This is a genomic window from Pseudomonas sihuiensis (genome assembly GCF_900106015.1).
Lineage (GTDB): Bacteria > Pseudomonadota > Gammaproteobacteria > Pseudomonadales > Pseudomonadaceae > Aquipseudomonas > Aquipseudomonas sihuiensis.
On record NZ_LT629797.1, the window covers coordinates 1,849,658 to 1,874,618 of the forward strand.

The following is a 24,961-nucleotide window of genomic DNA, read 5'->3' on the forward strand; positions in this document are numbered from 1 at the left end:
CTGACGTTTTCCGCGTGTAACAAAAGTGGGCAATAAGCTAGCACGACGAAAGGCAACTTTACACAGGGAGCCACATAAGGTTTTGCCTGTATTCAGTTAATCTCGCGGCGCTCTGCCATCACGCCTCCACCATCGCCAGCGCCTCCTCGACATCCACTGCCACCAGACGCGAGCAACCCGGCTCGTGCATGGTGACCCCCATCAACTGATCGGCCATTTCCATGGCGATCTTGTTGTGGGTGATGTAGATGAACTGCACCGTGGCTGACATCTCCTTGACCAGCCGCGCATAGCGCCCGACGTTGGCATCGTCCAGCGGTGCATCCACTTCGTCCAACATGCAGAACGGCGCCGGATTGAGCTGGAAGATGGAAAACACCAGTGCCAAAGCAGTCAACGCTTTCTCTCCACCGGAGAGCAAATGAATGGTGCTGTTCTTCTTGCCCGGGGGCCGCGCCATGATGGTCACACCGGTATCGAGTAAATCTTCGCCGGTGAGTTCCAAATAAGCGTTGCCGCCACCGAAAACTTTTGGAAAGAGCGCCTGCAAACCGCCATTGATCTGATCGAAGGTATCCTTGAAACGATTGCGCGTTTCCTTGTCGATCTTGCGGATGACGTTCTCCAGGGTTTCCAAGGCCTCGACCAGATCCGCGTCCTGCGCATCCAGGTAGCGCTTGCGCTCGGACTGCTGCTGATACTCGTCGATGGCCGCGAGGTTGATCGGCCCGAGACGGGCGATGCGTGCGGCCATGCGCTCCAGTTCTTCCTCCCAGGCGCTCTCGCTGGCTTCGGCCGACAGCGTGGTGATCACCCCGTGCAGGTCGTAGTTGTCCTCGGCGAGCTGATCAGCCAACGCCTTGCGCCGCACGTTGAGCGACTGCCAATCCATGCGCTGTTGCTCCAGCTGGCTGCGTAGCAGTTGCGCCTGTTGTTCGGCCTGGGTGCGGCGCTTCTCGGCATCGCGCAGTTCGCGATCGGCGTCCTCCAGCGCCAAACGCGCCTGACGCAGTTCGTCGTCCACCGCCATGCGCCGCTCGAGCAGTTCTTCGAGCTTGATACGCAGCTCTTCCAGCGGCGCCTCGCCCTCTTCCAGATTCAGCGACAGTTGCTCGCGCCGCTCATGCAGGCGCTCGGCCTGCATCTCCAGACGCTCCAGCGCCTGACGGGTGGAGTCGTGCTGCGCCTTGAGCGAGCCGACGCGCACCGCCAGTTGATGGGCATGGTCCTTGTGCTGACGCGCGTCCTGGCGCACACGGTCGAGACGCTCGCGCAGACTGTCGCGGCTGGCCAGCAGGCTTTCACGCTGCTCGTTATCCAGCGCCATGGCGTCCAGCGCATCCTGCAATTGCAGGCGCGATTCGCCCAGTTGCTCCTGCTCGATCTCGCGCTGCTCGGCCGCTTCCTGCAGTTCGTCCTGCAGACGGCGACGGCGCAGGCCCAACTGCTCGGCTTTGGCCTGGCTGGCGGACAGCTTTGCCTTCAGCTCACTTACCTGGCGCGCCAGTTCCTGGCCATGACGGCGTTGCTGCTCACGCTGTTCTTCCTGAAGACGTTGCTCGTCGCGCAGCGCCAGCAGGCGTTCATCCAGTTGCGCCAGGGCCGCCTCACGTTCCTCGCGCTCCAACTGCAAGCGCTCCAGCTCCTGGCCACGCGCCAGCACACCGCTATCGGCCTCGGCGGCGCGACGCACGCGCAGGAAATGCCGGCCGACCCAGTAGCCGTCGCGGCTGATCAGGCTCTCGCCATCGGCCAGTTGCCCACGAGCGGCCAGCGCCTGCTCCAGGGATTCGACCGGGCGCACGCCGGCCAGCCAGGGCGACAGGTCATGGCTCGATTCGACCTTGTCCAGCAGGCTACCGGCACGGCGCGCGCCGCCCTTGGCGGGGCTGGCCAGGCGCAGTTCGCCCTGCTCCAGCGCGGCGAAATCCAGGCCGGCGAAATCGTCCAGCAGCACGGCCTGCAGGTCGGCACCGAGCACGGTTTCCACCGCCAGCTCCCAACCGGCTTCCACCCGCAGACCTTCGGCCAGGCGCGGGCGTTGCAGCAGGTTCTGCTCACGCAGCCACTCGCCAGCACCCTGCCCCGGATCGAGCGCCGCCTGTTGCAGCGCCTCCAGCGAGGCCAGGCGACCGCTCAGGCGTTGCAGCTCGCCCTGCGCCTGCTGCTGGGCCTGACCGGCCTGCTGCAATTCCTCGCGCAGTTGCTGCAGGCGCTCGGCCTGTTGCTCTTCGGCCAGGTGCAGGGCTTCCTGCTCCAGCTCACCGGCAGCGAGCTGTTCGTTCAGTTCGAGAATGGCGGCGTCTTCGGGGTCGGCCACCAGTTGCTGCAATTCTTCGTTAAGACGACGCTGGCGTTCTGCCAGACGCTCCAGGCTCTGTTCCAGCTGGGCGATGCGCGACTGCTGCACTTCGGCCTGGCGACGCGGCTCGGCGCTGCGCTGGTTGAAACCGTCCCACTGCTCCTGCCAGCCGTGCATGGCGACTTCGGCCTCTTCCAGGCTGGCAGCAGACTCCTCGGCAGCAGCGGCGGTCATCTCCTGCTCGGGCAGGAGCATTTCCAATTCTTCACCGAGGGTGGCCAGCAGGGTGCGGTCGTGGCCTAGGTGCGACTCGGTTTCCAGACGCGCCTTTTCTGCCTCGCGCAGGTCATCCTGTAACTGGCGCAGGCGCTGCTGGCCATGCTGGATGCTCTGCTCGACGCGGGCGATATCGCCACCCACGGAATAGAAGCGGCCCTGCACCAGGTTGAAGCGCTCGCTCAATTCGTGATGGCCATCGCGCAGGCGCTCGATGCTGGCGTCGGCGCTGCGCTGCTCGGCCACCAGGGCCTCGAAGGCCACTTCCTGATCGCCGATCACCTGCTCTCGGCTGCCGACCTGCTGGTTCAGGCTCTGCCAGCGCAGGGCCAGCAGTTGCGCCTTGAGCTGGCGCTCCTCGGCCTTGTATTCCTGGTACTTCTCAGCCGCCTGGGCCTGACGGTGCAGGCGCTCGAGCTGGCGCTCCAGCTCTTCGCGCAGGTCGCTAAGGCGCTCCAGGTTCTCCTGGGTACGGCGGATGCGGTTCTCGGTCTCGCGGCGGCGCTCCTTGTACTTGGAGATGCCGGCGGCTTCCTCGATGAAATTGCGCAGCTCCTCGGGCTTGGCCTCGATCAGCTTGCTGATCATGCCCTGCTCGATGATCGAGTAACTGCGCGGCCCCAGGCCGGTGCCGAGGAAGATATCGGTGATATCGCGGCGCCGGCACTTGGTGCCGTTGAGGAAGTAGGTGTTCTGCCCGTCGCGGGTCACCCGACGGCGAATGGAAATCTCGGCGAAGGCCGCGTATTCGCCCACCAGCGAGTTGTCGCTGTTATCGAAGATCAGCTCGATGGAGGCCTGGGTCACCGGCTTGCGTGTGTTGGAGCCGTTGAAGATAACGTCGGTCATCGACTCACCACGCAGGTTCTTCGCCGAGCTTTCACCCATCACCCAGCGCACGGCGTCGATGATGTTCGACTTGCCGCAACCATTGGGCCCGACCACCGCCGCCATGTTGCTGGGAAAGCTTACCGTCGTCGGATCGACGAAGGACTTGAAGCCCGCCAGCTTGATGCTCTTCAGGCGCATCTGGGCTTAGCGCTCGGCCAGGGTTGCCAGCACCAGCTGGCAGTTGTGCTGACCGTAGGCTTGCAGCACTTCGCGGGCACGCTCGTTGTCACGGACGATGATCGCCTGCAGCAGGCTGGCGAAGGTGCCCATGAACTGGCCCATCTCGCCTTTGCGCCGCTCCAGCGCCAGGTGGTAGGTGCGGCTGATGGCCGGCAGCAGGTTCTCCAGGGTTTCCTGCAGGTACGGGTTGTCGGCGAAGGGAAAGGCCGCACGCATCACGTCGAAGCTGTTCTCAACGAAGGCGCCGATATCGCCACGCTCCAGGCTGGCCAGCAGGCGCTGCTGGATATCGATGAAGGGCGCCAGGTCGGTCTCCACCTTCCAGCGCTCGATCACCGCGCGCGCCAGCATGATGTAGAGCTCGATGCTCAGTGCGTAGAGGCTGGTGACGTGGTGCGGGGTCAGTTCGCTGACCTGGGCGCCTCGGCGCGGCAGGATCACGATCAGGTGGCGGCGTTCGAGAATCAGCAGCGCTTCGCGCACCGAGCCACGGCTGACGTTGAGGGCCTGGGTAACCTTCTGCTCCTGAATGCGCTCACATTCCTTGAGTTCACCGCGAATGATGCGTTCGGCCAGGTAATGGGCAATTTGCTCGGCGAGGCTGTCCGGGGCCTTGAACGTCATGGCATTCCTTAATTTGCGTCGATCCAGGGGCAGGCGGTCGAGTCTGGGAGCCCCGCCACGGCTGGGCGGGAGCAAGAAAATCTGGCGGTGAGTGTAACACAGGGTGTTACCCCGCCAAGCGTCCCCGCGGGGCACTTTCCGTTCTAAAGGTTGGCCGTGGAAGTCTGGTCACGAAAATGGATTGTCCTACAATCCGAGGTAAAACCCAGAACAATAATGACTTGGAGAATCCGATGTTCGAACGCCTGCCGTCGCGCTGGATGCTCGCCCTGAAGAAGGTCGGCTACTGGATCTGGCTGATCCCGGTACTGGGCATCCCCCTCAGCTATTACTGGTCGCAGGGCAGCGCGCACGCCGACGCCTGGCCCTGGCTGGTGATCAGCGTGGTGTTCGGTGTCATTCCCTTGCTGGACTTCATTGTCGGTCGCGACCCGGCCAACCCGGATGAGTGCGACGAAGTGCCGGCCCTCGAAGCCCAGGGCTACTACCGACTGCTGAGTCTGGCCACGGTGCCGCTGCTGCTGGCGATGCTGGTGTGGAGCGGCTGGATATTCGCCAGTTACGAGGGCTGGAGCTGGATCGGCCAGCTCGGCTGGGTGCTGTCGGTCGGCACGGTGATGGGCGCCATCGGCATCACCGTGTCGCACGAGCTGATCCACAAGGACCCGAAACTGGAGCAGAACGCCGGCGGCCTGCTGCTGGCAGCGGTGTGCTACGCCGGCTTCAAGGTCGAACATGTGCGCGGCCATCATGTGCATGTATCGACGCCCGAAGATGCCTCCTCCTCACGCTTCGGCCAGAGCCTGTACGCCTTTCTGCCGCATGCCTACAAGCACAACTTTCTCAACGCCTGGAAGCTCGAGGCCGAGCGTCTAAAGCGGCGCAGCTTACCGGCCCTGCATTGGCGCAACGAGCTGATCTGGTGGTACGCCATCAGCGCGCTGTTCCTGCTCGGCTTCACCCTGGCCTTGGGCGCGCTCGGCGCCCTGTTCTTCCTCGGCCAGGCGGTTATCGCCTTTACCCTGCTGGAGATCGTCAACTATGTCGAACACTACGGCCTGCACCGGCGCAAACTGGACAACGGCCGCTACGAGCGCACCAATGCGCACCACTCCTGGAACAGCAACTTCCTGCTGACCAACCTGTTTCTCTTCCATCTGCAGCGCCATTCCGACCACCACGCCTATGCCAAGCGCCGCTATCAGGTGCTACGCCATTTCGACGACAGCCCGCAGTTGCCTAATGGCTATGCCGGAATGATCGTGCTCGCGGTGTTCCCGCCGCTGTGGCGCGCCGTGATGGACCCCAAGGTGCGCGCCTACTACGCCGGCGAAGAGCACCAACTGAGTGAGTCGCAACCGACCTGAGCCCCCTGTTCGAGCACACCCAATCAACCCCGGCAGCGCAGGCTCCCGGGGTTTCGTTTGTCACCTAGGGTGCGCCATGCGCCCACCATTTCGACTTCGACCGGCTGGTGCGCACGACCCAGGCGGCCCCGCGCGCGCCTACGAAAGTCCCGCAGCAGAGCCCTCGCTGGCACGAAAACCGCTACTCTCAGAGCATAAATCCCGCCCGCCGCGCTCATAACCGAAACGCATGACAAGCAGCTGACCACGAGGTCAAATATTTGTTGACCCAAAAGTCAGAAAACTCTAGATTGCCTCCATGGCCAATCACGTCCGGGCCTTGCAATGCGTGCACATACCCGGCGAGCCAAACGATTCATAACAATAAAGTGCCTGGAGGTCGTCCTTGATCCAGTTTTTACTCAACCGGGAGCTGCGCACCGAGCATGCCCTGGACCCCAACGTCACCGTGCTCAACTACCTGCGTGAGCACGTCGGCAAAACCGGAACCAAGGAAGGCTGCGCCTCCGGCGACTGCGGTGCCTGCACCGTGGTGGTAGGCGAGCTCGATGGCGACCGCGTTCGTTATCGCACCCTCAACTCCTGCCTGACCTTCGTCTCCAGCCTGCACGGCAAGCAACTGATCACCGTCGAAGACCTCAAGCACCAGGGCAAGCTGCACAGCGTGCAGCAGGCGATGGTCGACTGCCATGGCTCGCAGTGTGGCTTCTGCACCCCCGGTTTCATCATGTCGCTGTTCGCCCTGCAGAAGAATTCGAGCGGCTACGACAAGGGCGCGACGATGGAAGCGCTGGCCGGCAACCTGTGCCGCTGCACTGGCTACCGCCCGATCATCGACGCCGCCGAGCAGGCCTGCTGCCAGAAGCAGCCGGATCAGTTCGATGCCTTCGAAAGCAACACCGTGGCTCAGCTCCAGGCCATCGCCCCGCGTGAAACTGCCGAGCTCAACAGTGGCGACAAGCGCTGCCTGGTGCCGCTGACCGTGGCCGACCTGGCCGACCTCTATGCCGCCAACCCCGAGGCGCGCCTGCTCGCCGGTGGTACCGACCTGGCCCTGGAAGTCACCCAGTTCCACCGCGAGCTGCCGGTGATGATCTACGTCGGCCATATCGAAGACATGAAGCGCATCGAGGTGACCGACAAGGACATCGAGATCGGCGCCGCGGCGGCGCTGTCCGACTGCTACGAAGCGCTGTCGCGCGAGTACCCGGACTTCGGCGAGCTGCTGCACCGCTTCGCCTCGCTGCAAATCCGCAACCAAGGCACCTTGGGCGGCAATATCGGCAACGCCTCGCCCATTGGCGACGCCCCGCCACTGCTGATCGCCCTCGGCGCGCAGATCGCCCTGCGCCAGGGCAACACGCGGCGCATCCTGCCGCTGCAGGACTACTTCCTCGACTACAAGGTGACCGCGCGCCAGGAAGCCGAATTCATCGAGAAGATCATCGTGCCGCGTGCCCAACCGAACCAGGCGTTCCGCGCCTACAAGGTGTCCAAGCGCCTGGACGACGACATTTCCGCCGTCTGCGCGGCCTTCAACCTGACTATCGTCGACGGCGTGGTGCGTGACGCGCGCATCGCCTTCGGCGGCATGGCCGCCATCCCCAAACGCGCCAGCGCCTGCGAAGCGGCCCTGGTCGGCTCGGCCTGGTATCCGGGCGTGATCGAACGTGCCTGCAACGCACTGGGTGAGGACTTCACCCCGCTGTCGGATTTCCGCGCCAGCAAGGAATACCGCCTGCTCACTGCCCAGAACCTGCTGCGCAAGTTCTTCCTGGAGCAGCAGTCGCCCGAGGTCGAGACCCGGGTTACCGCTTACGCCTGATGGCGCAGTGAATTGATCCGCCGCCGGCGCGACCGGCGGCATGCGAAGTTTTGGAGGCGAAGATGTCCAGTCATATCGAACACAAATCCCAGGAAGAGCTGGCCGCCCTGTTCCGCGCCGGCATGACCAGCGGCGTGGGCCGCAGCGTCAAGCACGAGAGCGCGGACAAGCACGTGTCCGGCGAAGCGGTCTATGTCGACGACCGTCTGGAATTCCCCAATCAATTGCACGTCTACGCGCGCCAGTCCGATCGCGCCCATGCGCGCATCCTGCGCATCGACACCAGCCCCTGCTACGAGATTCCAGGCGTGGCCATCGCCATCACCAAGGATGACGTACCGGGCCAACTGGATATCGGCCCGGTGGTCGCCGGCGACCCGCTGCTGGCCGACGGCAAGGTGGAGTACGTTGGCCAGGTGGTGCTGGCGGTGGCCGCTGACAGTCTGGAAACTGCGCGCAAGGCGGCGATGGCCGCCATCGTCGAATACGACGATCTGGAGCCGGTGCTCGACGTCGTCGAGGCCTACCGCAAGAAGCATTTCGTGCTCGCCAGCCACACCCACCGCATCGGTGACTCGGCCAGCAAGCTGGCCAGCGCCCCGCGTCGCCTGCAGGGCACCCTGCATATCGGCGGCCAGGAGCACTTCTACCTGGAAACCCAGATTTCCTCGGTCATGCCCACCGAAGACGGCGGCATGCTGGTCTACACCTCGACGCAGAACCCCACCGAGGTGCAGAAGCTGGTCGCCGAAGTGCTCGGCGTGCCGATGAACAAGATCGTCATCGACATGCGCCGCATGGGCGGTGGTTTCGGCGGCAAGGAAACCCAGGCCGCCGGCCCGGCGTGCCTGTGCGCAGTGATCGCCCATCTCACCGGCCGGCCGACCAAGATGCGTCTGCCGCGCATGGAAGACATGAGCATGACCGGCAAGCGTCACCCCTTCTACGTCGAGTACGACGTCGGCTTCGATGACGACGGCCTGCTGCATGGCATCGAGATGGACCTGGCCGGCAACTGCGGCTACTCGCCGGACCTGTCCGGCTCCATCGTCGACCGCGCCATGTTCCACTCCGACAACGCCTACTTCCTCGGCAACGCCACCATCAACGGTCATCGCTGCAAGACCAACACCGCGTCGAACACCGCTTACCGCGGCTTCGGCGGCCCGCAGGGCATGGTCGCCATCGAGGAAGTGATGGATGCCGTCGCGCGCCACCTCGGCAAGGACCCGCTGGAAGTGCGCAAGCTCAACTACTACGGTAAGACCGAGCGCAACGTCACCCACTACCACCAGACCGTCGAGCACAACGTCATCCACGAGATGACCGCCGAGCTGGAGCAGAGCTGCGAGTACGCCAAGCGCCGTGAAGAAATCCGCGCCTTCAATGCCAAGAGCCCGGTATTGAAGAAAGGCCTGGCCATGACCCCGGTGAAGTTCGGCATCAGTTTCACCGCCACTTTCCTCAACCAGGCCGGCGCACTGATCCACATCTACACCGACGGGTCGATCCATCTCAACCACGGCGGCACCGAGATGGGCCAGGGCCTCAACACCAAGGTCGCGCAGGTCGTCGCCGAGGTGTTCCAGGTCGATATCGAGCGCATCCAGATCACCGCCACCAACACCGACAAGGTGCCCAATACCTCGCCCACCGCCGCCTCCAGCGGCGCCGACCTCAACGGCATGGCGGCGAAGAACGCGGCCGAGACCATCAAGCAGCGCCTGGTGGACTTCCTGGTGCGCGAGTACAAGGTCACCCCGGAAGACGTCGAATTCCGCAACGGCCAGGTACGCGTGCGCGATCACTTCCTGTCCTTCGAGGAGATGATCCAGAAGGCCTACTTCGGCCAGGTCTCGCTGTCGTCGACCGGTTTCTACCGCACGCCGAAAATCTACTACGACCGCGACAAGGCGGCCGGCCGCCCCTTCTATTACTACGCCTATGGCGTGGCCTGCGTGGAAGTGCTGGTGGACACCCTGACCGGCGAATACCGCATGCTGCGTGGCGACATCCTGCATGACGTCGGCGACTCGCTGAACCCGGCCATCGACATCGGCCAGGTCGAAGGCGCCTTCGTCCAGGGCATGGGCTGGCTGACCACCGAGGAGCTGGTGTGGAACGCCAAGGGCAAGCTGATGACCAACGGCCCGGCCAGCTACAAGATCCCGGCCATCGCCGACATGCCCATCGACCTGCGCGTGAAGCTGGTGGAGAACCGCAAGAACCCGGAAGACACCGTGTTCCACTCCAAGGCCGTGGGCGAGCCGCCCTTCATGCTCGGCATCGCCGCCTGGTGCGCCCTCAAGGACGCCGTGGCCAGCCTGGCGGACTACAAGGTGCAACCGCAGATCGACGCCCCGGCCACCCCCGAGCGCGTGCTCTGGGGTGTGGAGCAGATGCGCAAGCTGAAGAAAGCCAGAACAAGCGCCGTCGAAATGGAAACGGTCGGAGCCTAGGGTGGGCTTCAGCCCACCAAGGTCGACGGCGCGTATTGGTGGGCTGAAGCCCACCCTACTGAAGGCTCTGGCCCCATGGGAGGGGCTTTAGCCGCGACGGTCGCCGCTGAAGCGCCTCCCACAAACCGCGAACGAATGATGAATGGGTGTACAACAATGACAAAACACACCGAACCGAATAACCGCCCCGCTCGCCCCGCGCCGGAGCCGATTCTCGACCCGTCGCCGAGCAACTGGCGCCTGCCGCGCCCGGGACAGACCACGCCTTCCTGGAGGCTGAGCAAATGAGCTGGATCAGTGCCCTCGCCGAGCTGCAGCAAAAAGGTGAAGCCTGCGTTCTGGTGACCATCATCGAAGAACGCGGCTCGACGCCGCGTAATGCCGGCTCGAAGATGGTGGTCACCGCCGATCGCATCTTCGAGACCATCGGCGGCGGCCATCTGGAGTACAAGGCTATGGAAATGGCGCGCGAGATGCTCGCCAGCTGCAGCCAGGACACCCGCCTGGAGCGCTTCTCCCTCGGCGCCAGCCTGGGCCAGTGCTGCGGCGGCGCCACCGTGCTGCTGTTCGAGCCCATGGGGCAACCACAGGCGCAGATCGCCGTGTTCGGCGCCGGCCATGTCGGTCGCGCACTGGTGCCGCTGCTCGCCAGCCTGCCGTGCAAGGTGCGCTGGATCGACTCGCGGGAGAACGAATTTCCCGAGCACATCCCCGCCGGCGTGGAGAAGATCGTGGGTGACGAAGTGGTCGACGAGGTGGAGAACATGCCGCCCGGCAGCTACTACATCGTCATGACTCACAACCACCAGCTCGACCTGGAGCTGACCGCGGCGATCCTCAAACGCGGCAACTTCGCCTACTACGGCCTGATCGGCTCGAAGACCAAGCGCGTCAAGTTCGAGCATCGCCTGCGCGAACGCGGCTTCGCGGACACCCTGATGGCGCGCATGCGCTGCCCCATGGGCCTGCCCGAGGTGAAAGGCAAGCTGCCGGTGGAGATTGCCGTGTCCATCGCCGGCGAGGTGATCGCCACCTATAACGCCAGCTTCGGCCAGGACGTGAAGAAAGGCGAATCCAGCGTCGCCAAGCTGTTGCCGGCCTCGCGCCGGTCCTGACTCTAGGTGCGCCCAGCGCACCCTACGGGCCGGGCCGTGGCGCGACGAATTCGCGCCGCGCCCAGTAGAGTGCGCCGCGCGCACCAATAACACCGCATTATCCGTGGTGCGCACGGCGCACCGCACTGCCCGCTCAATCGAGACGTAACAGATGACCACCAATACCAAAGCCTACCGCGCCGCCATCCTGCACAGCCTCGCCGATCCGGCCGAGGTCGGTGTCGAGCAGTCCTACGAATATTTCGAGGACGGCATCCTGCTGATCGAAAACGGCAAGGTCGCCCAGGTTGGCCCCGCCGCCGAGCTGTTGCCGAAGCTGGCCGGCGTCGAGATCCAGCACCATCGCGACGCGCTGATTACCCCCGGCTTTATCGACACCCACATCCACTACCCGCAGACCGGCATGATCGCCTCCTACGGCGAGCAACTGCTGGACTGGCTCAACACCTACACCTTCCCCACCGAGCGGCAGTTCGAAGACAAGGCCCATGCCAGCGACGTGGCGGCGATCTTCCTCAAGGAACTGCTGCGCAACGGCACCACCACCGCCCTGGTGTTCGGCACCGTACACCCGCAGTCGGTGGACGCCTTCTTCGAGCAGGCCGACAAGCTCAACCTGCGCATGATCGCCGGCAAGGTGCTGATGGATCGCAACGCCCCGGACTACCTGACCGACACCGCCGAAACCGGCTATGCCGAGAGCAAGGCTCTGATCGAACGCTGGCACGGCAAGGGCCGCCTGCACTATGCGGTCACCCCGCGCTTCGCCCCGACCAGTACGCCGCAGCAGCTGGAGCTGGCCGGCAAGCTGCTGGCCGAGTACCCGGACCTGTATATGCACACCCACCTGTCCGAGAACCGCAAGGAAATCGAATGGGTCAAGGAACTGTTTCCCGAGCGCAAGGGCTATCTGGACGTCTATGACCACCACAAGCTGATCGGCCCGCGCGCGGTGTTCGCCCATGGCGTGCACCTGTGCGACGACGAGTGCAAGCGCCTCGCCGAAACCGGCTCGGCGGTGGCCTTCTGCCCGACCTCCAACCTGTTCCTCGGTAGCGGCCTGTTCGACCTGAACAAGCTGGAAGCCCATGGCGTGCGCGTCGGCCTGGGTACCGATGTCGGCGCCGGCACCAGCTTCAGCCAACTGCAATCGCTGAACGAGGCGTACAAGGTGATGCAGCTGCAGGGCAAGAAACTCGACCCGTTCAAGTCGCTGTACCTGGCCACCCTGGGCGGCGCCAATGCGCTGTACCTGGACGACAAGCTGGGCAACTTCCAGCCCGGCAAGGACGCCGACTTCCTGGTGCTGGACTACAACGCCACGCCGCTGATCAGTTACCGCATGCAGCAGGCCAAGAGCCTGGAAGAACGACTGTTCGCCCTGACCATGCTCGGCGATGACCGCGCCGTGAAAGAGACCTTCGCCGCGGGTGTATCGGTGCACCAGCGCTGAGCGCAGGTTGCGTGGAGCCACCTAAAGTGAGGCCGGATGCTACTCCGCGTAGGGTGGATTAGCGGCGCTGAACGCTAATCGTAAGGGCGCGGATGAGAGCGGTGCGCCGCGTAATCCACCAGGCGATGGAACGCGTTGCGCCGATGGTGGGTTACGCCGCATCTAGCAAGGTGCTGTGGCCAGTAGCGGTGATAAGCGGCTAACCCACCCTGAAACTGAGCGCGGAGATACCTTAAAATTGGATAGGCGGACGCCAACTTGTGGGAGCCCCGCCCCGGGGCGAAGTTGCTACCAACCCAATTCGCCGCGAGGCGCGGCTCCTACACAAGCGTCGAAACAGCTGCAGAGCGCCGACACCACCAATGAAAAAGCCCCGCTGCTCGCGCAGCGGGGCTTTCTTGTTACACACAACGAATCAGCGATTGGCAGCGCTACGACCCGGCTTCTTCTTGGTCTGCAGCAGGTGCGAGAACACCGCGTGCAGATCGTCCGAGGCGCTTTCTTCGTCCAGGTTGAGCTTGCTGTCGATGTGATCCATGTGGTGCATCATCAGGTGCACCGCACGCTCGGCGTCACGCGCTTCGATGGCGTCGATCAACTGGTTGTGTTCGTCGTAGGAGCAATGTGAGCGGCTGCCGCTTTCGTACTGGGCGATGATCAACGAGGTCTGCGACACCAGGCTGCGCTGGAAACTCACCAGCGGCGCATTGCGTGCGGCCTCGGCCAGCTTCAGGTGGAACTCGCCGGACAGGCGAATACCTGCACCACGATCACCACGGGAGAAACTGTCCTGCTCGTCCTTGACCATCTGCCGCAGCTCGGCCAACTGCTCGGCTGTCGCGTGCTCGACGGCCAGTTCGGTGATGGCGCGCTCTACCAGGCGGCGTGCATAGAAGATCTGCCGAGCTTCTTCGACGCTCGGGCTGGCGACTACCGCACCGCGGTTCGGGCGCAGCAGTACCACACCCTCGTGGGCCAGGCGTGACAGGGCGCGGCGAATGATGGTGCGACTGACGCCGAAGATCTCACCCAGCGCCTCTTCACTCAGCTTGGTGCCGGGCGCCAGACGCTGCTCGAGAATGGCATCGAAGATATGGGCATATACGACATCGTCCTGAGTCCCGCTGCGGCTGCTTTTGCCCACGCGCGGCTGCTTCTTGAGAGGCTGCAATTGATCGTTCATTCTGGCTCGCGTCAATGAGAGTCGGCGACACTGCGACTCTACTGTGTTCTACCCGGTAGCTGACAAGCTCCGAGCGAAAAAACATCAGAAAAAAATTAAGACAATTGTACACAAGTCAATCAGCCCTCACACCCTTCGTTGTATGACGTCATAGCTGACCCTCGCCCGCATATCACCCACCTCTGAGCGCAGAACAACAAATTCTTTCTTTATATACAGCCGTCTTCTCAGTTCATTAGCGGCTAAGAACCCGGTCAGGCTGCTAAGGCCGACGCTCGATCGAGCGTCGGCCTCAGCCAAGCAAAAATCCTATCCATCTGTTTTATAAGCATTTTAATTAAAGCCCTGAAGGGATTGTCGCCAAATCCATGCGCTTTTCCATCCGCAGGTTCGACTGGTGCGATTAATGCAACATTAAAAACATTAATTGCATTTTTTGTATACAACAGCATAATCGCGCTCGAGTGACTTCTTGACCGCTCGGTCAACAACTTAGCCAAGAAGCACCACCGAAAACACCGCCTGCCTCAGAGAGCATTGTTCTTGCGCAAGGCTCTGGGCGGTACACAACAAGAGAGATGAGGAGTACCCGCTGTGGAAAGCGTCAAACAAGAACAACACGCGAATCAACTGGCAAGAGGTGGCCTGCTCGACCGCTTCTTCAAACTGACCGAGCACCGCACCACCATCAAGACCGAGCTGCTGGCCGGCCTGACGACCTTCGTCACCATGGCCTACATCATCTTCGTCAATCCCAACATCATGGCCACTGCCGGCATCGATCATGGCGCCGCCTTCGTCGCCACCTGCATCGGGGCGGCCCTGGGCTGCTTCCTGATGGGCCTGTACGCCAACTGGCCAGTGGGCCTGGCGCCGGGCATGGGCCTGAACGCGTTCTTCACCTACACCGTCGTCGGTGAAATGGGCTACAGCTGGCAGATCGCACTGGGCGCGGTGTTCATCTCCGGCGTGCTGTTCATGATCATGAGCCTGTCGAAGATCCGCGAATGGCTGCTCAACAGCATCCCGATGAGCCTGCGCTTCGCCATGGGTGCCGGGGTCGGCCTGTTCCTCGGCCTGATCGGTCTGAAGACCGCCGGGATCGTCGTCGACAGCCCGGCCACCCTATTGACCATGGGCTCGTTCAGTAACCCGTCGGCGCTACTCGCCGCCGTATGCTTCCTGATGATCGCCGTGCTCAGCCACCGCAACGTGTTTGGCGCCATCCTCTTTAGCATGCTCGGCGTGACTGCCACCGGCTGGGCACTCGGCCTGGTGGAATACGGTGGCCTGGTGTCGATGCCGCCGAGCCTGGCCCCGACCTTCCTGGCCATGGATATCGCCGGCGCGTTCAACGTGGCGATGATCAGCGTGATCCTGGCGTTTCTCTTCGTGAACATGTTCGACACCGCCGGCACCCTGATGGGCGTCGCCCACCGCGCCAACCTGGTAGATGAGGATGGCAAGATCCAGAACCTGTCCAAGGCGCTGAAAGCCGACTCTACCTCGAGCGTTGTGGGCGCCATGGTCGGCTGCCCGCCGGTGACCAGCTACGTGGAAAGCGCTGCAGGCGTCGCCGCGGGTGGCCGTACCGGCCTGACCGCCATCACCGTCGGCCTGCTGTTCCTCGCGGCGATGTTCTTCGCCCCGCTGGCTGGCATGATTCCGGCCTACGCCACCGCGGGCGCGCTGATCTACGTAGCAATGCTGATGATGAGCGGCATGGCGCATATCGATTGGAAGGATCATACCGACACCATCCCGGCTATCGTGACCGTGGTGATGATGCCGCTGACCTTCTCCATCGCCAACGGCATCGCCCTGGGGTTCCTCACCTACGCCACGCTGAAACTGCTGACCGGCCAGAGCGACAAGGTGTCGCTGAGCCTCTATGCGCTGTGCGTGATCTTCATCGCCAAGTTCGCCTTCCTCTGACGGCAAACACCCCGCGCTGATCGAAGCCCCGGCCCTGTGCCGGGGCTTTTCGTTTGACCGTTCAATACCTCTTGTTGGCGCAAGGCAGCGGCCCAAGCGCCGGACCATGGGCATGTACTCAATACAGGCAGCAGCGGTTGCCAAGGCAAATCCGGCGGCGCGAGGGGCGTACAGAAACTGGCAGGCAAAGGGGCGATGGGGTGAATCGTCCGCGATGCATGAGACGCGGCAATGCGTAGGCCGGGTTAGCGGCGCTGGGGGTCGTTATGGGGATCGCCACGCAACCTGGGCGCCGCGTAAGCCAACATTGCGGCGCGGCGGCAGACCGCCATGGTGGGTTACGGCGCTGGGGGTGGTGGTGTTTGCCTGATCCAGGTTCGCGCCTAACCCACTCTACAAAAGCCGGTCAACAACACAGCCCTGAAACACAGCCCAAAAAAAAGCCCGCAGTGTGAGCGGGCGTAAGGACTCAAACGAGTCTGAGGGTGACAAGCATTCGTCTGGCAGGCGTCTGGCCCGCCAGTCACTCAGCTACCGCGGTAGGTGGAGTAGCTGTAAGGAGAAATCAGTAGCGGCACGTGGTAGTGCTCCTGGCCGGCATCGATGCCGAAGCGCAGGACCACGACATCGAGAAATGCCGTATCCGGCAGTTTCACGCCACGGGCGCGGTAGTAGTCGCCAGCGTGGAAATGCAACTGGTAGACGCCCGTGCGGTAGTCATCACCCTGCAGCACCGGCGCATCGCAACGGCCGTCGTGGTTGGTGGTAACGCTGTTGATCAGTTCCAGCTGCGCGCCTTCGACGCGGTACAGCTCGACCTTGATGTCACTCCCTGGGCAGCCGTGCGCGGCATCCAGTACATGTGTAGTCAAACGTCCCATGGGTCTCGGATGCCCGCGGCGCCTGGCGCCCTACGAACACCACACCTCCTCTACTCTGTTGAAATCGGCTCGTCGCAATGCTCCGACGCAGTGGCAGGATAGCACGCAGATCGAATATAAAACATTTTTCCAATAAATTGTACACAATAAATCCAATTGAAATGCTATCCATGTACCAAACCTGATCACTGCTCACATCATCGCCAGCCAGCAACCACGGCATAACCAGCACGCATTGCTGACCACCTCGGCAATTTTTTCGCTGTGGCACACCGTAAAGAAAATGATGAAAAGTCGATTTACAAACGGCGACTAACTTTGTATACAATTACTCATCCCGGTCGCGTAGCCGTCGATTACCCGGCACGCAGTGACCGCAACGTTCCAGATAGGAAGACTGCAGTGAACGCTGATTACCCACGCGATTTGATCGGCTACGGCGCAAACCCGCCCCACCCGCACTGGCCGGGCGATGCCCGCATCGCCCTATCCTTCGTGCTCAACTACGAAGAAGGCGGTGAACGCAACATTCTTCACGGGGACAAGGAGTCCGAGGCCTTCCTCTCCGAGATGGTCGCCGCTCAGCCGCTGCAGGGTCAGCGCAACCTGTGCATGGAGTCGCTCTACGAGTACGGCAGCCGCACCGGCGTCTGGCGCCTGCTCAACCTGTTCAAGAAGCACGACATCCCGCTGACCATCTTCGCCGTGGCCATGGCCGCCCAGCGTCACCCCGAGGTGATCCGCGAGATGGTCACCGCCGGGCACGAGATCTGCAGCCATGGCTATCGCTGGATCGATTACCAGAACATGGACGAGGCCACCGAGCGCGAGCACATGCTCGAGGCCATCCGCATCCTCACCGAGCTGACTGGTGAACGCCCGCTGGGCTGGTATACCGGCCGCCTGGGCCCGAACACCCGACGCATCGTGCGCGAGGAAGGCGGTTTCCTCTACGACTCCGACACCTACGACGACGACCTGCCCTACTGGGACCCTGCCAGCACGGCAGAGAAGCCGCACCTGGTGATCCCCTACACCCTGGACACCAACGACATGCGCTTCACCCAGGTACAGGGCTTCAACAAGGGCGACGATTTCTTCGAATACCTCAAGGATGCCTTCGACGTGCTCTACGCCGAGGGTGAAGCCGGCGCACCGAAGATGCTGTCGATCGGCATGCACTGCCGCCTGCTCGGTCGCCCGGCGCGCCTGGCTTCGCTGGCGCGCTTCATCGACTACGTGAAGAGCCATGACAAGGTCTGGTGCGCCCGCCGTGTCGACATCGCCAGGCATTGGCATGCCACCCACCCCTTCCGCGCGACCGAACAAGAGAGCCGCCCATGAGCCGTTTCCAGACCCTGACCCCTTCCCAGCTGAGCCGCGACGCTTTCGTCGCAGCCTTCGCCGACATCTATGAGCACTCGCCCTGGGTCGCCGAGAAAGCCTATGACCTCGGCCTGGACGATAGCGTGGACGACATCGACAGGCTGCAGCAGCGCATGGCCGATATCCTCCTGTCCGCCAGTCATGAGGCGCAGCTGGCACTGATCAACGCGCACCCGGACCTGGCCGGCAAGGCTGCAGTGCGTGGCGAACTGACCGCCTCCAGCACTGCCGAGCAGTCCGGCGCCGGCATCCACGAATGCACCGCCGAGGAGTTCGCCCGCTTCACCGAACTCAACGACGCCTACAAGGCCAAGTTCGGCTTCCCCTTCATCAAGGCCGTCAAGGGCAGCAACCGCCATCAGATCCTGGCCGCCTTCGAGGAGCGCATTCACAACACGCCGGAGCAGGAGTTCCAGACCGCCCTGGCCGAGATCAACAAGATCGCCATGTTCCGCCTGCAGCAACTGTAAGCGCTGCAGCCCCCCCACCCGAACAGAACAAGTAGAACAGCCATGCGTAGCCTGACCATCGAGCCCCTGAGCAAAGAAGCCTTCGCCCCTTTCGGTGACGTGATCGAAACCGACGGCAGCGACTTCTTCATGATCAACAACGGTTCCACCCGCCGCTATCACAAGCTGGCCACCGTGGAGACCGCACAGCCGGAGGACCAGGCCATCATCAGCATCTTCAGCGCCGAAGCACTGGAGATGCCGCTGACCATCCGCATGCTGGAACGCCATCCGCTGGGCAGCCAGGCTTTCATTCCGCTGCTCGGCAACCCCTTTCTGATCGTGGTCGCGCCAGTTGGCGATGTACCTGTATCAGGGTCCGTCCGTGCCTTCCTCAGCAATGGCAGGCAGGGCATCAATTACCATCGCGGCGTCTGGCACCACCCGGTGCTGACGATCGAAAAGCGGGATGACTTCCTGGTGGTTGATCGCAGTGGTTCCGGCAACAACTGCGATGAGCATTTCTTCAATGAGGACGAGCTTCTTCTCCTCAACCCCCACCAATAAGAGAAGCCCGGGGCTGGCGTGCCTATCCCGGGAAAGAGGTACAGATCGTGGAAGCACATTTCACCGAATGGCTAAACCTGGGCATCCGCTGGATCCATATGATCACCGGTATCGCCTGGATCGGCGCATCGTTCTATTTCGTCTGGCTGGAGAACAACCTCAACCGTAGCAATCCCCGTGAGGGCCTGTCGGGCGACCTCTGGGCGATTCACGGCGGCGGCATCTACCACCTGGAAAAGTACAAGCTGGCTCCGCCGAAAATGCCGGAGAACCTGCACTGGTTCAAATGGGAGGCCTACGCCACCTGGCTGTCGGGCGTCGCCCTGCTGCTGGTGGTGTACTACCTCAACCCCAGCCTGTACCTGGTCAAGCCGGGCGTCGAGCTGTCCCCGGCAATGGGCATCGCCATCGGCCTCGGTTCCATGGCGATCAGCTATGTGATCTACCACTTCCTCTGCGATTCGCCGCTGGGTAAACGCCCGGCCCTGCTAGGCGCCGTGCTGTTCGTGCTGATCATCGCCGCCGCCTATGGCTTCAGCCAGATCTTCAGCGGCCGCGCGGCGTACATTCATGTCGGTGCGATCATCGGCACCATCATGGTCGGCAACGTGTTCTTCACCATCATGCCGGCCCAGCGCGCGCTGGTTAAGGCCATCGAAACCAACACTACGCCCGATCCGCTGCTGCCGGCCAAGGGCCTGCTGCGCTCGCGCCACAACAACTACTTCACCCTGCCGGTGCTGTTCATCATGATCAGCAACCACTTCCCGAGCACCTACGGCAGCCAGTACAACTGGCTGATCCTGGCCGGTATCGCGATCCTGGCCGTGCTGGTGCGTCACTACTTCAATACCCGCCACGACAGCAGCAAGTACGTCTGGACCCTGCCGGCCGCAGCCCTGGGCATGATCTGCCTGGCTTACGTCACCGGCCCGCAGACGAAATCGGTCAGCGCACCGGAAACGGCTCAAGCCCCGGCGATCAAGTACGCTCCCGTTCCTGCTACCGGCCGCCCTGGCACCCCCTCCACTACCAGCGAGCCTGCTGCAGAGGAAACCCAGGCAAAAGCCGATGCCAGCGAGGATTCAACCACTGCCGCTGACAGCGCGCCACCTGCTGCCAGCACCGATTTTGCCCAAGTCGAAAGCGTGATCCACGAGCGTTGCACCGTGTGCCACTCGTCGAGTCCCACTAGCCCGATGTTCAGCACCGCACCGGCCGGTTTCATGCTCGACACCCCGGAGCAGATGAAGGCGCAGGCAGCGAAGATCCACGCGCAAACCGTGGCCACGCAGATCATGCCGCTGGGCAACATCACCCAGATGACCCAGGACGAGCGCGACCTGATTGGCAGCTGGATCGCCAAAGGCGCTCAGATCAACTGATTGCCACACATGTCGCGCTCATGAGTGGGCGCGACATCTTTTTACAGCCATGAACCGCCGGCAGCGCAAGCTGACCGGCGGTTCAGTTTTTTGTGCACAATCCATAAATAAATTGTTTTTAACCATGTCCACAAGTTGTATAGTCGGCACATCCTGACCGATCGGACAATTTTTCGATCGATCGGAGCAGAGGTGCCGTGAAGCCTCGTGTAAGCCCATGACCATATAAAAACAACTGGCAGGCTATGACATGACCACAGACCGCAACACCCAAGCCCCAGCTGCGCCTTCCGGCAACAGCGACCTGATCTATCAGCTGGACGACACGCCAGCTTTCGCCCCTGCCATCTTCGCGGCGCTACAGCATGTGCTGGCCAGCTTCGTCGGCATCATCACCCCTACCCTGATCGTCGGTAGTGCGCTGGGCCTCGGCGCCCATGTGCCTTATCTGGTGAGCATGGCGCTGTTCGTTTCCGGCCTCGGCACCTTCGTCCAGGCCAAACGCATCGGCCCGATCGGGTCCGGCCTGTTGTGCCTGCAGGGCACCAGCTTCGGTTTTCTCAGCGTGATTCTCAGCGCCGGCTTCATCGTCAAAGGGCGCGGCGCCAGCGAGGAGGAGATACTCGCCACGCTGTTCGGCATCTGCTTCTGCGCCGCCTTCGTCGAGATTGCCTTCAGTCAGTTCATCAACAAGCTGCGCAAGGTGATCACCCCGGTGGTGACCGGCACCATCATCTGCCTGATGGGGTTGTCGCTGATCAAGGTGGGCATGACCGATCTGGCCGGCGGCTATGGCGCGCCGGACCTCGGCGCCCTGCACCACCTGGCCCTCGGCGGCCTGGTGCTGGGCACCATCGTCCTGCTCAACCGCGCCTCCTCGCAGGTGCTGCGCCTGTCGGCGGTTATCATCGGCCTGACCCTGGGCTTCGCGGTCGCCTGGTTCACCGGCCGGGTGGACTTCGCCAACATGGCCGAGGTACCGCTGATCAGCGTGCCGCAACCATTCAAGTACGGCTTCGGCTTCGACTGGATCGCCTTCGTGCCGATCGCGGTGATCTTCCTGATCACCCCACTGGAAACCGCAGGCGACCTGACCGCCAACTCGATCATCTCCAAACAGCCGGTCAAAGGTCCGCTGTACATGCGCCGGATCAAATCCGGGGTGCTGGCCGATGGCTGCAACTCGGCGGTCGCTGCGATGTTCAACAGCCTGCCGATGACCACCTTCAGCCAGAACAACGGGGTAATCCAGCTCACCGGCGTGGCCAGCCGTCATGTGGGTTTCTACATCGCCAGCATCCTGGTGCTGCTCGGCCTGTTCCCGGTGGTAGGCGCGGTGCTGCAGCTGATGCCCAAGCCGGTGCTCGGTGGCGCCACCCTGATCATGTTCGGCACCGTCGCGGTGGCCGGTATCAAGATTCTCAGCGAAGCCGGCCTGCACCGCCGCAACGTACTGATCGTGGCCATTTCCCTGGGCCTGGGCCTGGGTGTAGCCGGCGTACCGGACGTGCTCTCGCACATGCCGGACGTACTGAAGAACATCTTCGGCTCTCCGATCACCATCGGAGCCTTCAGCGCCATTCTGCTCAATCTCTTCCTGCCGGATGATCCGCAACTGGAAGAAGAGGATGAAAGCGAATACGACCCCGAGGCGCACCTGCACACCGTGCTGCAGAACCGCCCGGACGATGCAGCCATCGACGACAACAGCCTCAAGACTCTCAGCCGCGACCTCGACCCGGCCGCCCGACCAAGCTGACCCCTGGCTTAGACCCAACTCCCGGCGGCACGCCGCCGGGAGACGCACGCTTGCACTACAACAACAAGGAAAACCGATGAAACTCAAGCATCTGCCCCACTGCCTCGCCCTGTCAGCCGGACTGTTCTCCGGCCAGCAGGCACTCGCTGGCGACCTGCTTTACTGGCAGGACAACAGCCTGTCGTATCTGTACGGCGAGAACTTCCAGCGCATGAACTTCAACGGCGAAGAACAGCGCACCCAGACCACCTTCACCTTCGAGCACGCCAGTGGCTGGGCCTGGGGCGACGTTTTCTACTTCCTCGACTACATCCGCGCCGACAACGTGCAGTCGCGCGGCAGCTTCGACAACGGCACCTTCCGTCAGCATGACAAGAACTCCTTCTACTACATGGAGTTCTCCCCGCGCATCAGCCTGAGCTGGCTGACTGGGCAGAAGCTGGCCGCCGGCCCGATCAAGGACGTGTTCGCTGCCTTCACCTACGAGAAAGGCGAAGGCGGCCCAGGCCCGGAGAACTACCTGTATGGTGTCGGCCTGGACTGGGAAGTGCCCGGCTTCACCTACTTCAAGACCAACCTGTATCAGGTGAAGATCAATAACCACACCTTCTTCGCCGACAGTGACAGCAACGGCTACGCCACCCAGCTGACCGTCAGCGCGGCTTACCCGTTCAGCCTCGGCGATCAGGACTTCGTCGTCGACGGCTTCCTCGACTGGCGCTCGCCGTCGCGTGACGCCGGCACCCAGACCTCGGTCGGCTCCTCGATCCAGGTCAAGTGGGATGCGGGCAAGGCCCTGTTCGGCAAGGAACGCCAGCTCTACGTGGGCACCGAGATCAACATGTGGCGCGCCAAGTACGGCGTGAAACCGGTGGATGGGTCGGACGATCGTTTTGACCAGACCGCCGTGCAGGCACTGGTCAAGTATCACTTCTGACCCCTGCCGCAACGCACTTGGCCGACGTCGGGTAGGGACAGCGGCCGGGTAAAAAGGGGGATGGGCGCTCGCGCCCTTCCCCCTTTTTCTTTGCGCCGAAAGATGACCGGTGCGCACAGCCACCTACCTCGGGCCGTAGGGTGCGCCGTGCGCACCGCCTTTATCAAACCGGCTTGAATCGCCGCACCAACCCAGCGCTCCGCAATCAGACCAGGCACCGCATCGGTGCAGAATCGGGCCGCCTATCAGGCTTCTTCATCAACGACTTGCAAGCATGCAACTGACCGCAAGGTCAAGTTTTTGATCACAATATTTCTATTTTTTGTGTGCAATTTGTCCGAAAGCCATATTCAGCAACGTATTTTCTGTGTACAAGACAGTCAGGTTCCCACCGAAATACTGTCGAAATGGCTGTATACATCGATTCAGTCATGACGCGAATACAAAATCGGAACGGAACCTGCAGACAAATCTCCTCATACGCCGCCGCGGCGCAAGAACAAAACTGGGAGCTGTCCATGTCCAACACCGAAGATTTTCGCATCAAGAACATCGATCCCTCACTACACAACGAGGATCTCGCGCCACTGGCTCCCGAGAAGCGCACCTGGGGCTGGTTCGAGATCTTCAACGTCTGGTCGAACGACATTCAGAGCCTGTTCGGCTATACCCTGGCGGCGACGCTGTTCATCTCCTACGGGCTCAATGGCTGGGCAGTGCTGGCCGGTATCGTCCTCGCCGGCTGCATCGTCATGGGCCTGGTGCAGCTGACCGGCAAGCCCAGCGTCAAGTACGGCATCCCCTTCCCGGTGTTCGCCCGCGCCAGCATGGGCGTGCGCGGTGCCAACTTCCCTGCGCTGGTGCGTGGCATCGTCGCCATCTTCTGGTACGGCGTGCAGACCTACTTCGCCTCCACCGCCGTGGCGCTGCTGCTCAACTCGCTGTTGCAGCCGCAAGACCCGGCCGTATACATGGGGCTGACCGCCATCGGCTGGCTGTCCTACGTGATCGTTTGCCTATTTCAGGTCGGTCTGTTCGTCTGCGGCATGAGCTGGATCACCCGCTTCCTCAACTGGGCCGGGCCGCTGGTCTATGTGGTGATGATCGCCCTGATGGGTCTGATCTGGTATCAGGCCGGCCCGAGTCTGCTCAGCGAGCTGGGCAACATCTTCAGTGGCACGGGCGAGTACAAGGCCGGCCCGGTGGCCGCGTTCTTCGCCGTGGTCGGCACCATGGTCGCCTACTTCGCCGCCGTGGTGATCAACTACGGCGACTTCGCCCGCTTCGTCAAAAGCGAGAAGCAGATGACCATCGGCAACTTCCTCGGCCTACCGGTGAGCCTGGCATTCTTCTCGCTGATCGCCCTGGTGATCACTGCAGGCACCGTGGTGGTGTTCGGCGAGACGCTGACCAACCCGACCGATATCGTTGCCCGGGTAGACAACCTGACCCTGACCATCATCGCCGCGCTGACCTTCTTCGCCGCGACCGTGGGCATCAACCTGGTGGCCAACTTCATCCCGCCAGCCTATGACCTGGCCAACCTGGCGCCGGCACACATCAGCGCCCGTACCGGTGGCTTCATCACTGCCGGCATCGCCTTCTTCATCGGCGCGCTGTGGGTGGCTTTCATCAGCAACGTCGGCATCGCCGCCTTCGTCGACACCCTGGGCGCCGTGCTGGCGCCGCTGTACGGCATCATCGTCGTCGACTATTACCTGGTGCGCCAGCGCAAGCTCGATCTGCAGCAGCTGTTCAGCGCGGAGGTCGGCTCGGCTTACTACTTCGACGGCGGCTGGAACCGCAAGGCGCTGATCGCCTTTGCCATCGCCTCGGTGTTTTCCGTCGCCTCGGTGTGGGCGCCCGTTCTTAGCCAGCTGTCGGGTTATTCCTGGCTGCTCGGCGCCCTGCTCGGCGCGCTACTGCACTACGGCCTAATGCACGGCCAGGCGCAGGCGCTGAAACGCGCCAACGCCAGTATCTGAAC

At 62.6% G+C, this 24,961-nt stretch carries 17 protein-coding genes; 13 read left to right on the forward strand and 4 right to left on the reverse strand.

What is annotated here, in order from left to right:
* Positions 1-118: 118 nt before the first annotated feature.
* Together smc and BLT86_RS08735 are read right to left on the reverse strand one after the other, a co-directional pair.
* Complete coding sequence (smc, locus tag BLT86_RS08730) at positions 119-3,607, reverse strand: chromosome segregation protein SMC (RefSeq protein WP_092376116.1); 3,489 nt, start codon at positions 3,605-3,607, stop codon at positions 119-121.
* 6 nt (positions 3,608-3,613) lie between these two features.
* A complete protein-coding gene (locus BLT86_RS08735) occupies positions 3,614-4,273 on the reverse strand; it encodes a GntR family transcriptional regulator (RefSeq protein ID WP_092376119.1) in 660 nt (219 codons plus the stop codon).
* Positions 4,274-4,506: 233 nt separating this feature from the next.
* Between BLT86_RS08735 and BLT86_RS08740 the strand changes: the two genes are divergently transcribed.
* The 5 genes from BLT86_RS08740 (at position 4,507) to guaD (ending at position 12,492) form a co-directional block, all read left to right on the forward strand.
* Positions 4,507-5,640, forward strand: a complete 1,134-nt coding sequence (locus BLT86_RS08740; protein WP_092376122.1) for an alkane 1-monooxygenase — start codon at positions 4,507-4,509, stop codon at positions 5,638-5,640.
* Between the two features lie 385 nt (positions 5,641-6,025).
* Positions 6,026-7,465 carry a xanthine dehydrogenase small subunit gene (gene xdhA, locus BLT86_RS08745; protein ID WP_092376125.1) on the forward strand — a complete coding sequence of 480 codons (1,440 nt, stop codon included), beginning with the start codon at positions 6,026-6,028 and terminating at the stop codon, positions 7,463-7,465.
* A 62-nt stretch (positions 7,466-7,527) separates the two neighbouring features.
* A complete protein-coding gene (xdhB, locus tag BLT86_RS08750; RefSeq protein WP_092376128.1) occupies positions 7,528-9,924 on the forward strand; it encodes a xanthine dehydrogenase molybdopterin binding subunit in 2,397 nt (798 codons plus the stop codon).
* A 284-nt stretch (positions 9,925-10,208) separates the two neighbouring features.
* Entirely contained in the window at positions 10,209-11,039 is an 831-nt protein-coding gene (gene xdhC, locus BLT86_RS08755; protein WP_092376131.1) for a xanthine dehydrogenase accessory protein XdhC, read from the forward strand.
* 151 nt (positions 11,040-11,190) lie between these two features.
* Positions 11,191-12,492, forward strand: coding sequence for a guanine deaminase (gene guaD, locus BLT86_RS08760; protein ID WP_092376134.1), 1,302 nt, complete (start codon positions 11,191-11,193; stop codon positions 12,490-12,492).
* A 415-nt stretch (positions 12,493-12,907) separates the two neighbouring features.
* Here guaD and BLT86_RS08765 read toward each other — a convergent pair whose 3' ends face one another.
* Positions 12,908-13,675, reverse strand: coding sequence for a GntR family transcriptional regulator (locus tag BLT86_RS08765; RefSeq protein WP_024307768.1), 768 nt, complete (start codon positions 13,673-13,675; stop codon positions 12,908-12,910).
* Positions 13,676-14,269: 594 nt separating this feature from the next.
* Here BLT86_RS08765 and BLT86_RS08770 point away from each other — a divergent pair.
* A complete protein-coding gene (locus BLT86_RS08770; protein WP_092376136.1) occupies positions 14,270-15,610 on the forward strand; it encodes an NCS2 family permease in 1,341 nt (446 codons plus the stop codon).
* 527 nt (positions 15,611-16,137) lie between these two features.
* Here the strand turns inward: BLT86_RS08770 and uraH are convergent.
* Positions 16,138-16,491, reverse strand: a complete 354-nt coding sequence (uraH, locus tag BLT86_RS08775) for a hydroxyisourate hydrolase (protein ID WP_003460854.1) — start codon at positions 16,489-16,491, stop codon at positions 16,138-16,140.
* Positions 16,492-16,893: 402 nt separating this feature from the next.
* On the opposite strand from uraH, the gene puuE reads away from it, so the two are divergent.
* The 7 genes from puuE to BLT86_RS08810 all read left to right on the forward strand — a co-directional run bounded on the left by puuE (position 16,894) and on the right by BLT86_RS08810 (position 24,959).
* A complete protein-coding gene (puuE, locus tag BLT86_RS08780) occupies positions 16,894-17,835 on the forward strand; it encodes an allantoinase PuuE (RefSeq protein WP_055986301.1) in 942 nt (313 codons plus the stop codon).
* A complete protein-coding gene (gene uraD, locus BLT86_RS08785) occupies positions 17,832-18,347 on the forward strand; it encodes a 2-oxo-4-hydroxy-4-carboxy-5-ureidoimidazoline decarboxylase (protein ID WP_092376139.1) in 516 nt (171 codons plus the stop codon). Before puuE ends, uraD begins: the two co-directional genes overlap by 4 nt.
* Before the next feature lie 42 nt (positions 18,348-18,389).
* Positions 18,390-18,893, forward strand: coding sequence for an ureidoglycolate lyase (locus BLT86_RS08790; RefSeq protein WP_045735331.1), 504 nt, complete (start codon positions 18,390-18,392; stop codon positions 18,891-18,893).
* Between the two features lie 47 nt (positions 18,894-18,940).
* Positions 18,941-20,278 (forward strand): urate hydroxylase PuuD, encoded by a 1,338-nt coding sequence (locus tag BLT86_RS08795; RefSeq protein ID WP_092376142.1) that lies wholly within the window; start codon positions 18,941-18,943, stop codon positions 20,276-20,278.
* A gap of 250 nt (positions 20,279-20,528) precedes the next feature.
* Positions 20,529-22,037: a nucleobase:cation symporter-2 family protein gene (locus BLT86_RS08800; protein WP_169886841.1), complete on the forward strand. Its 1,509-nt coding sequence runs from the start codon at positions 20,529-20,531 to the stop codon at positions 22,035-22,037.
* 76 nt (positions 22,038-22,113) lie between these two features.
* Complete coding sequence (locus BLT86_RS08805) at positions 22,114-22,974, forward strand: outer membrane protein OmpK (protein WP_055986315.1); 861 nt, start codon at positions 22,114-22,116, stop codon at positions 22,972-22,974.
* A gap of 518 nt (positions 22,975-23,492) precedes the next feature.
* The gene (locus BLT86_RS08810; protein WP_021490628.1) at positions 23,493-24,959 is read left to right on the forward strand and encodes an NCS1 family nucleobase:cation symporter-1; all 1,467 of its coding nucleotides are present in this window, start codon (positions 23,493-23,495) and stop codon (positions 24,957-24,959) included.
* The last annotated feature ends 2 nt before the right edge of the window (positions 24,960-24,961 follow it).

Excerpts from the sequence above, each read along its gene's own strand:
- smc (WP_092376116.1), bottom strand. The coding sequence starts at position 3,607 with ATGCGCCTGAAGAGCATCAAGCTGGCGGGCTTCAAGTCCTTCGTCGAT.
- BLT86_RS08735 (WP_092376119.1), bottom strand. The coding sequence starts at position 4,273 with ATGACGTTCAAGGCCCCGGACAGCCTCGCCGAGCAAATTGCCCATTAC.
- BLT86_RS08740 (WP_092376122.1), top strand. The coding sequence starts at position 4,507 with ATGTTCGAACGCCTGCCGTCGCGCTGGATGCTCGCCCTGAAGAAGGTC.
- xdhB (WP_092376128.1), top strand. The coding sequence starts at position 7,528 with ATGTCCAGTCATATCGAACACAAATCCCAGGAAGAGCTGGCCGCCCTG.
- xdhC (WP_092376131.1), top strand. The coding sequence starts at position 10,209 with ATGAGCTGGATCAGTGCCCTCGCCGAGCTGCAGCAAAAAGGTGAAGCC.
- guaD (WP_092376134.1), top strand. The coding sequence starts at position 11,191 with ATGACCACCAATACCAAAGCCTACCGCGCCGCCATCCTGCACAGCCTC.
- BLT86_RS08765 (WP_024307768.1), bottom strand. The coding sequence starts at position 13,675 with ATGAACGATCAATTGCAGCCTCTCAAGAAGCAGCCGCGCGTGGGCAAA.
- uraH (WP_003460854.1), bottom strand. The coding sequence starts at position 16,491 with ATGGGACGTTTGACTACACATGTACTGGATGCCGCGCACGGCTGCCCA.
- uraD (WP_092376139.1), top strand. The coding sequence starts at position 17,832 with ATGAGCCGTTTCCAGACCCTGACCCCTTCCCAGCTGAGCCGCGACGCT.
- BLT86_RS08790 (WP_045735331.1), top strand. The coding sequence starts at position 18,390 with ATGCGTAGCCTGACCATCGAGCCCCTGAGCAAAGAAGCCTTCGCCCCT.
- BLT86_RS08800 (WP_169886841.1), top strand. The coding sequence starts at position 20,529 with ATGACCACAGACCGCAACACCCAAGCCCCAGCTGCGCCTTCCGGCAAC.
- BLT86_RS08805 (WP_055986315.1), top strand. The coding sequence starts at position 22,114 with ATGAAACTCAAGCATCTGCCCCACTGCCTCGCCCTGTCAGCCGGACTG.
- BLT86_RS08810 (WP_021490628.1), top strand. The coding sequence starts at position 23,493 with ATGTCCAACACCGAAGATTTTCGCATCAAGAACATCGATCCCTCACTA.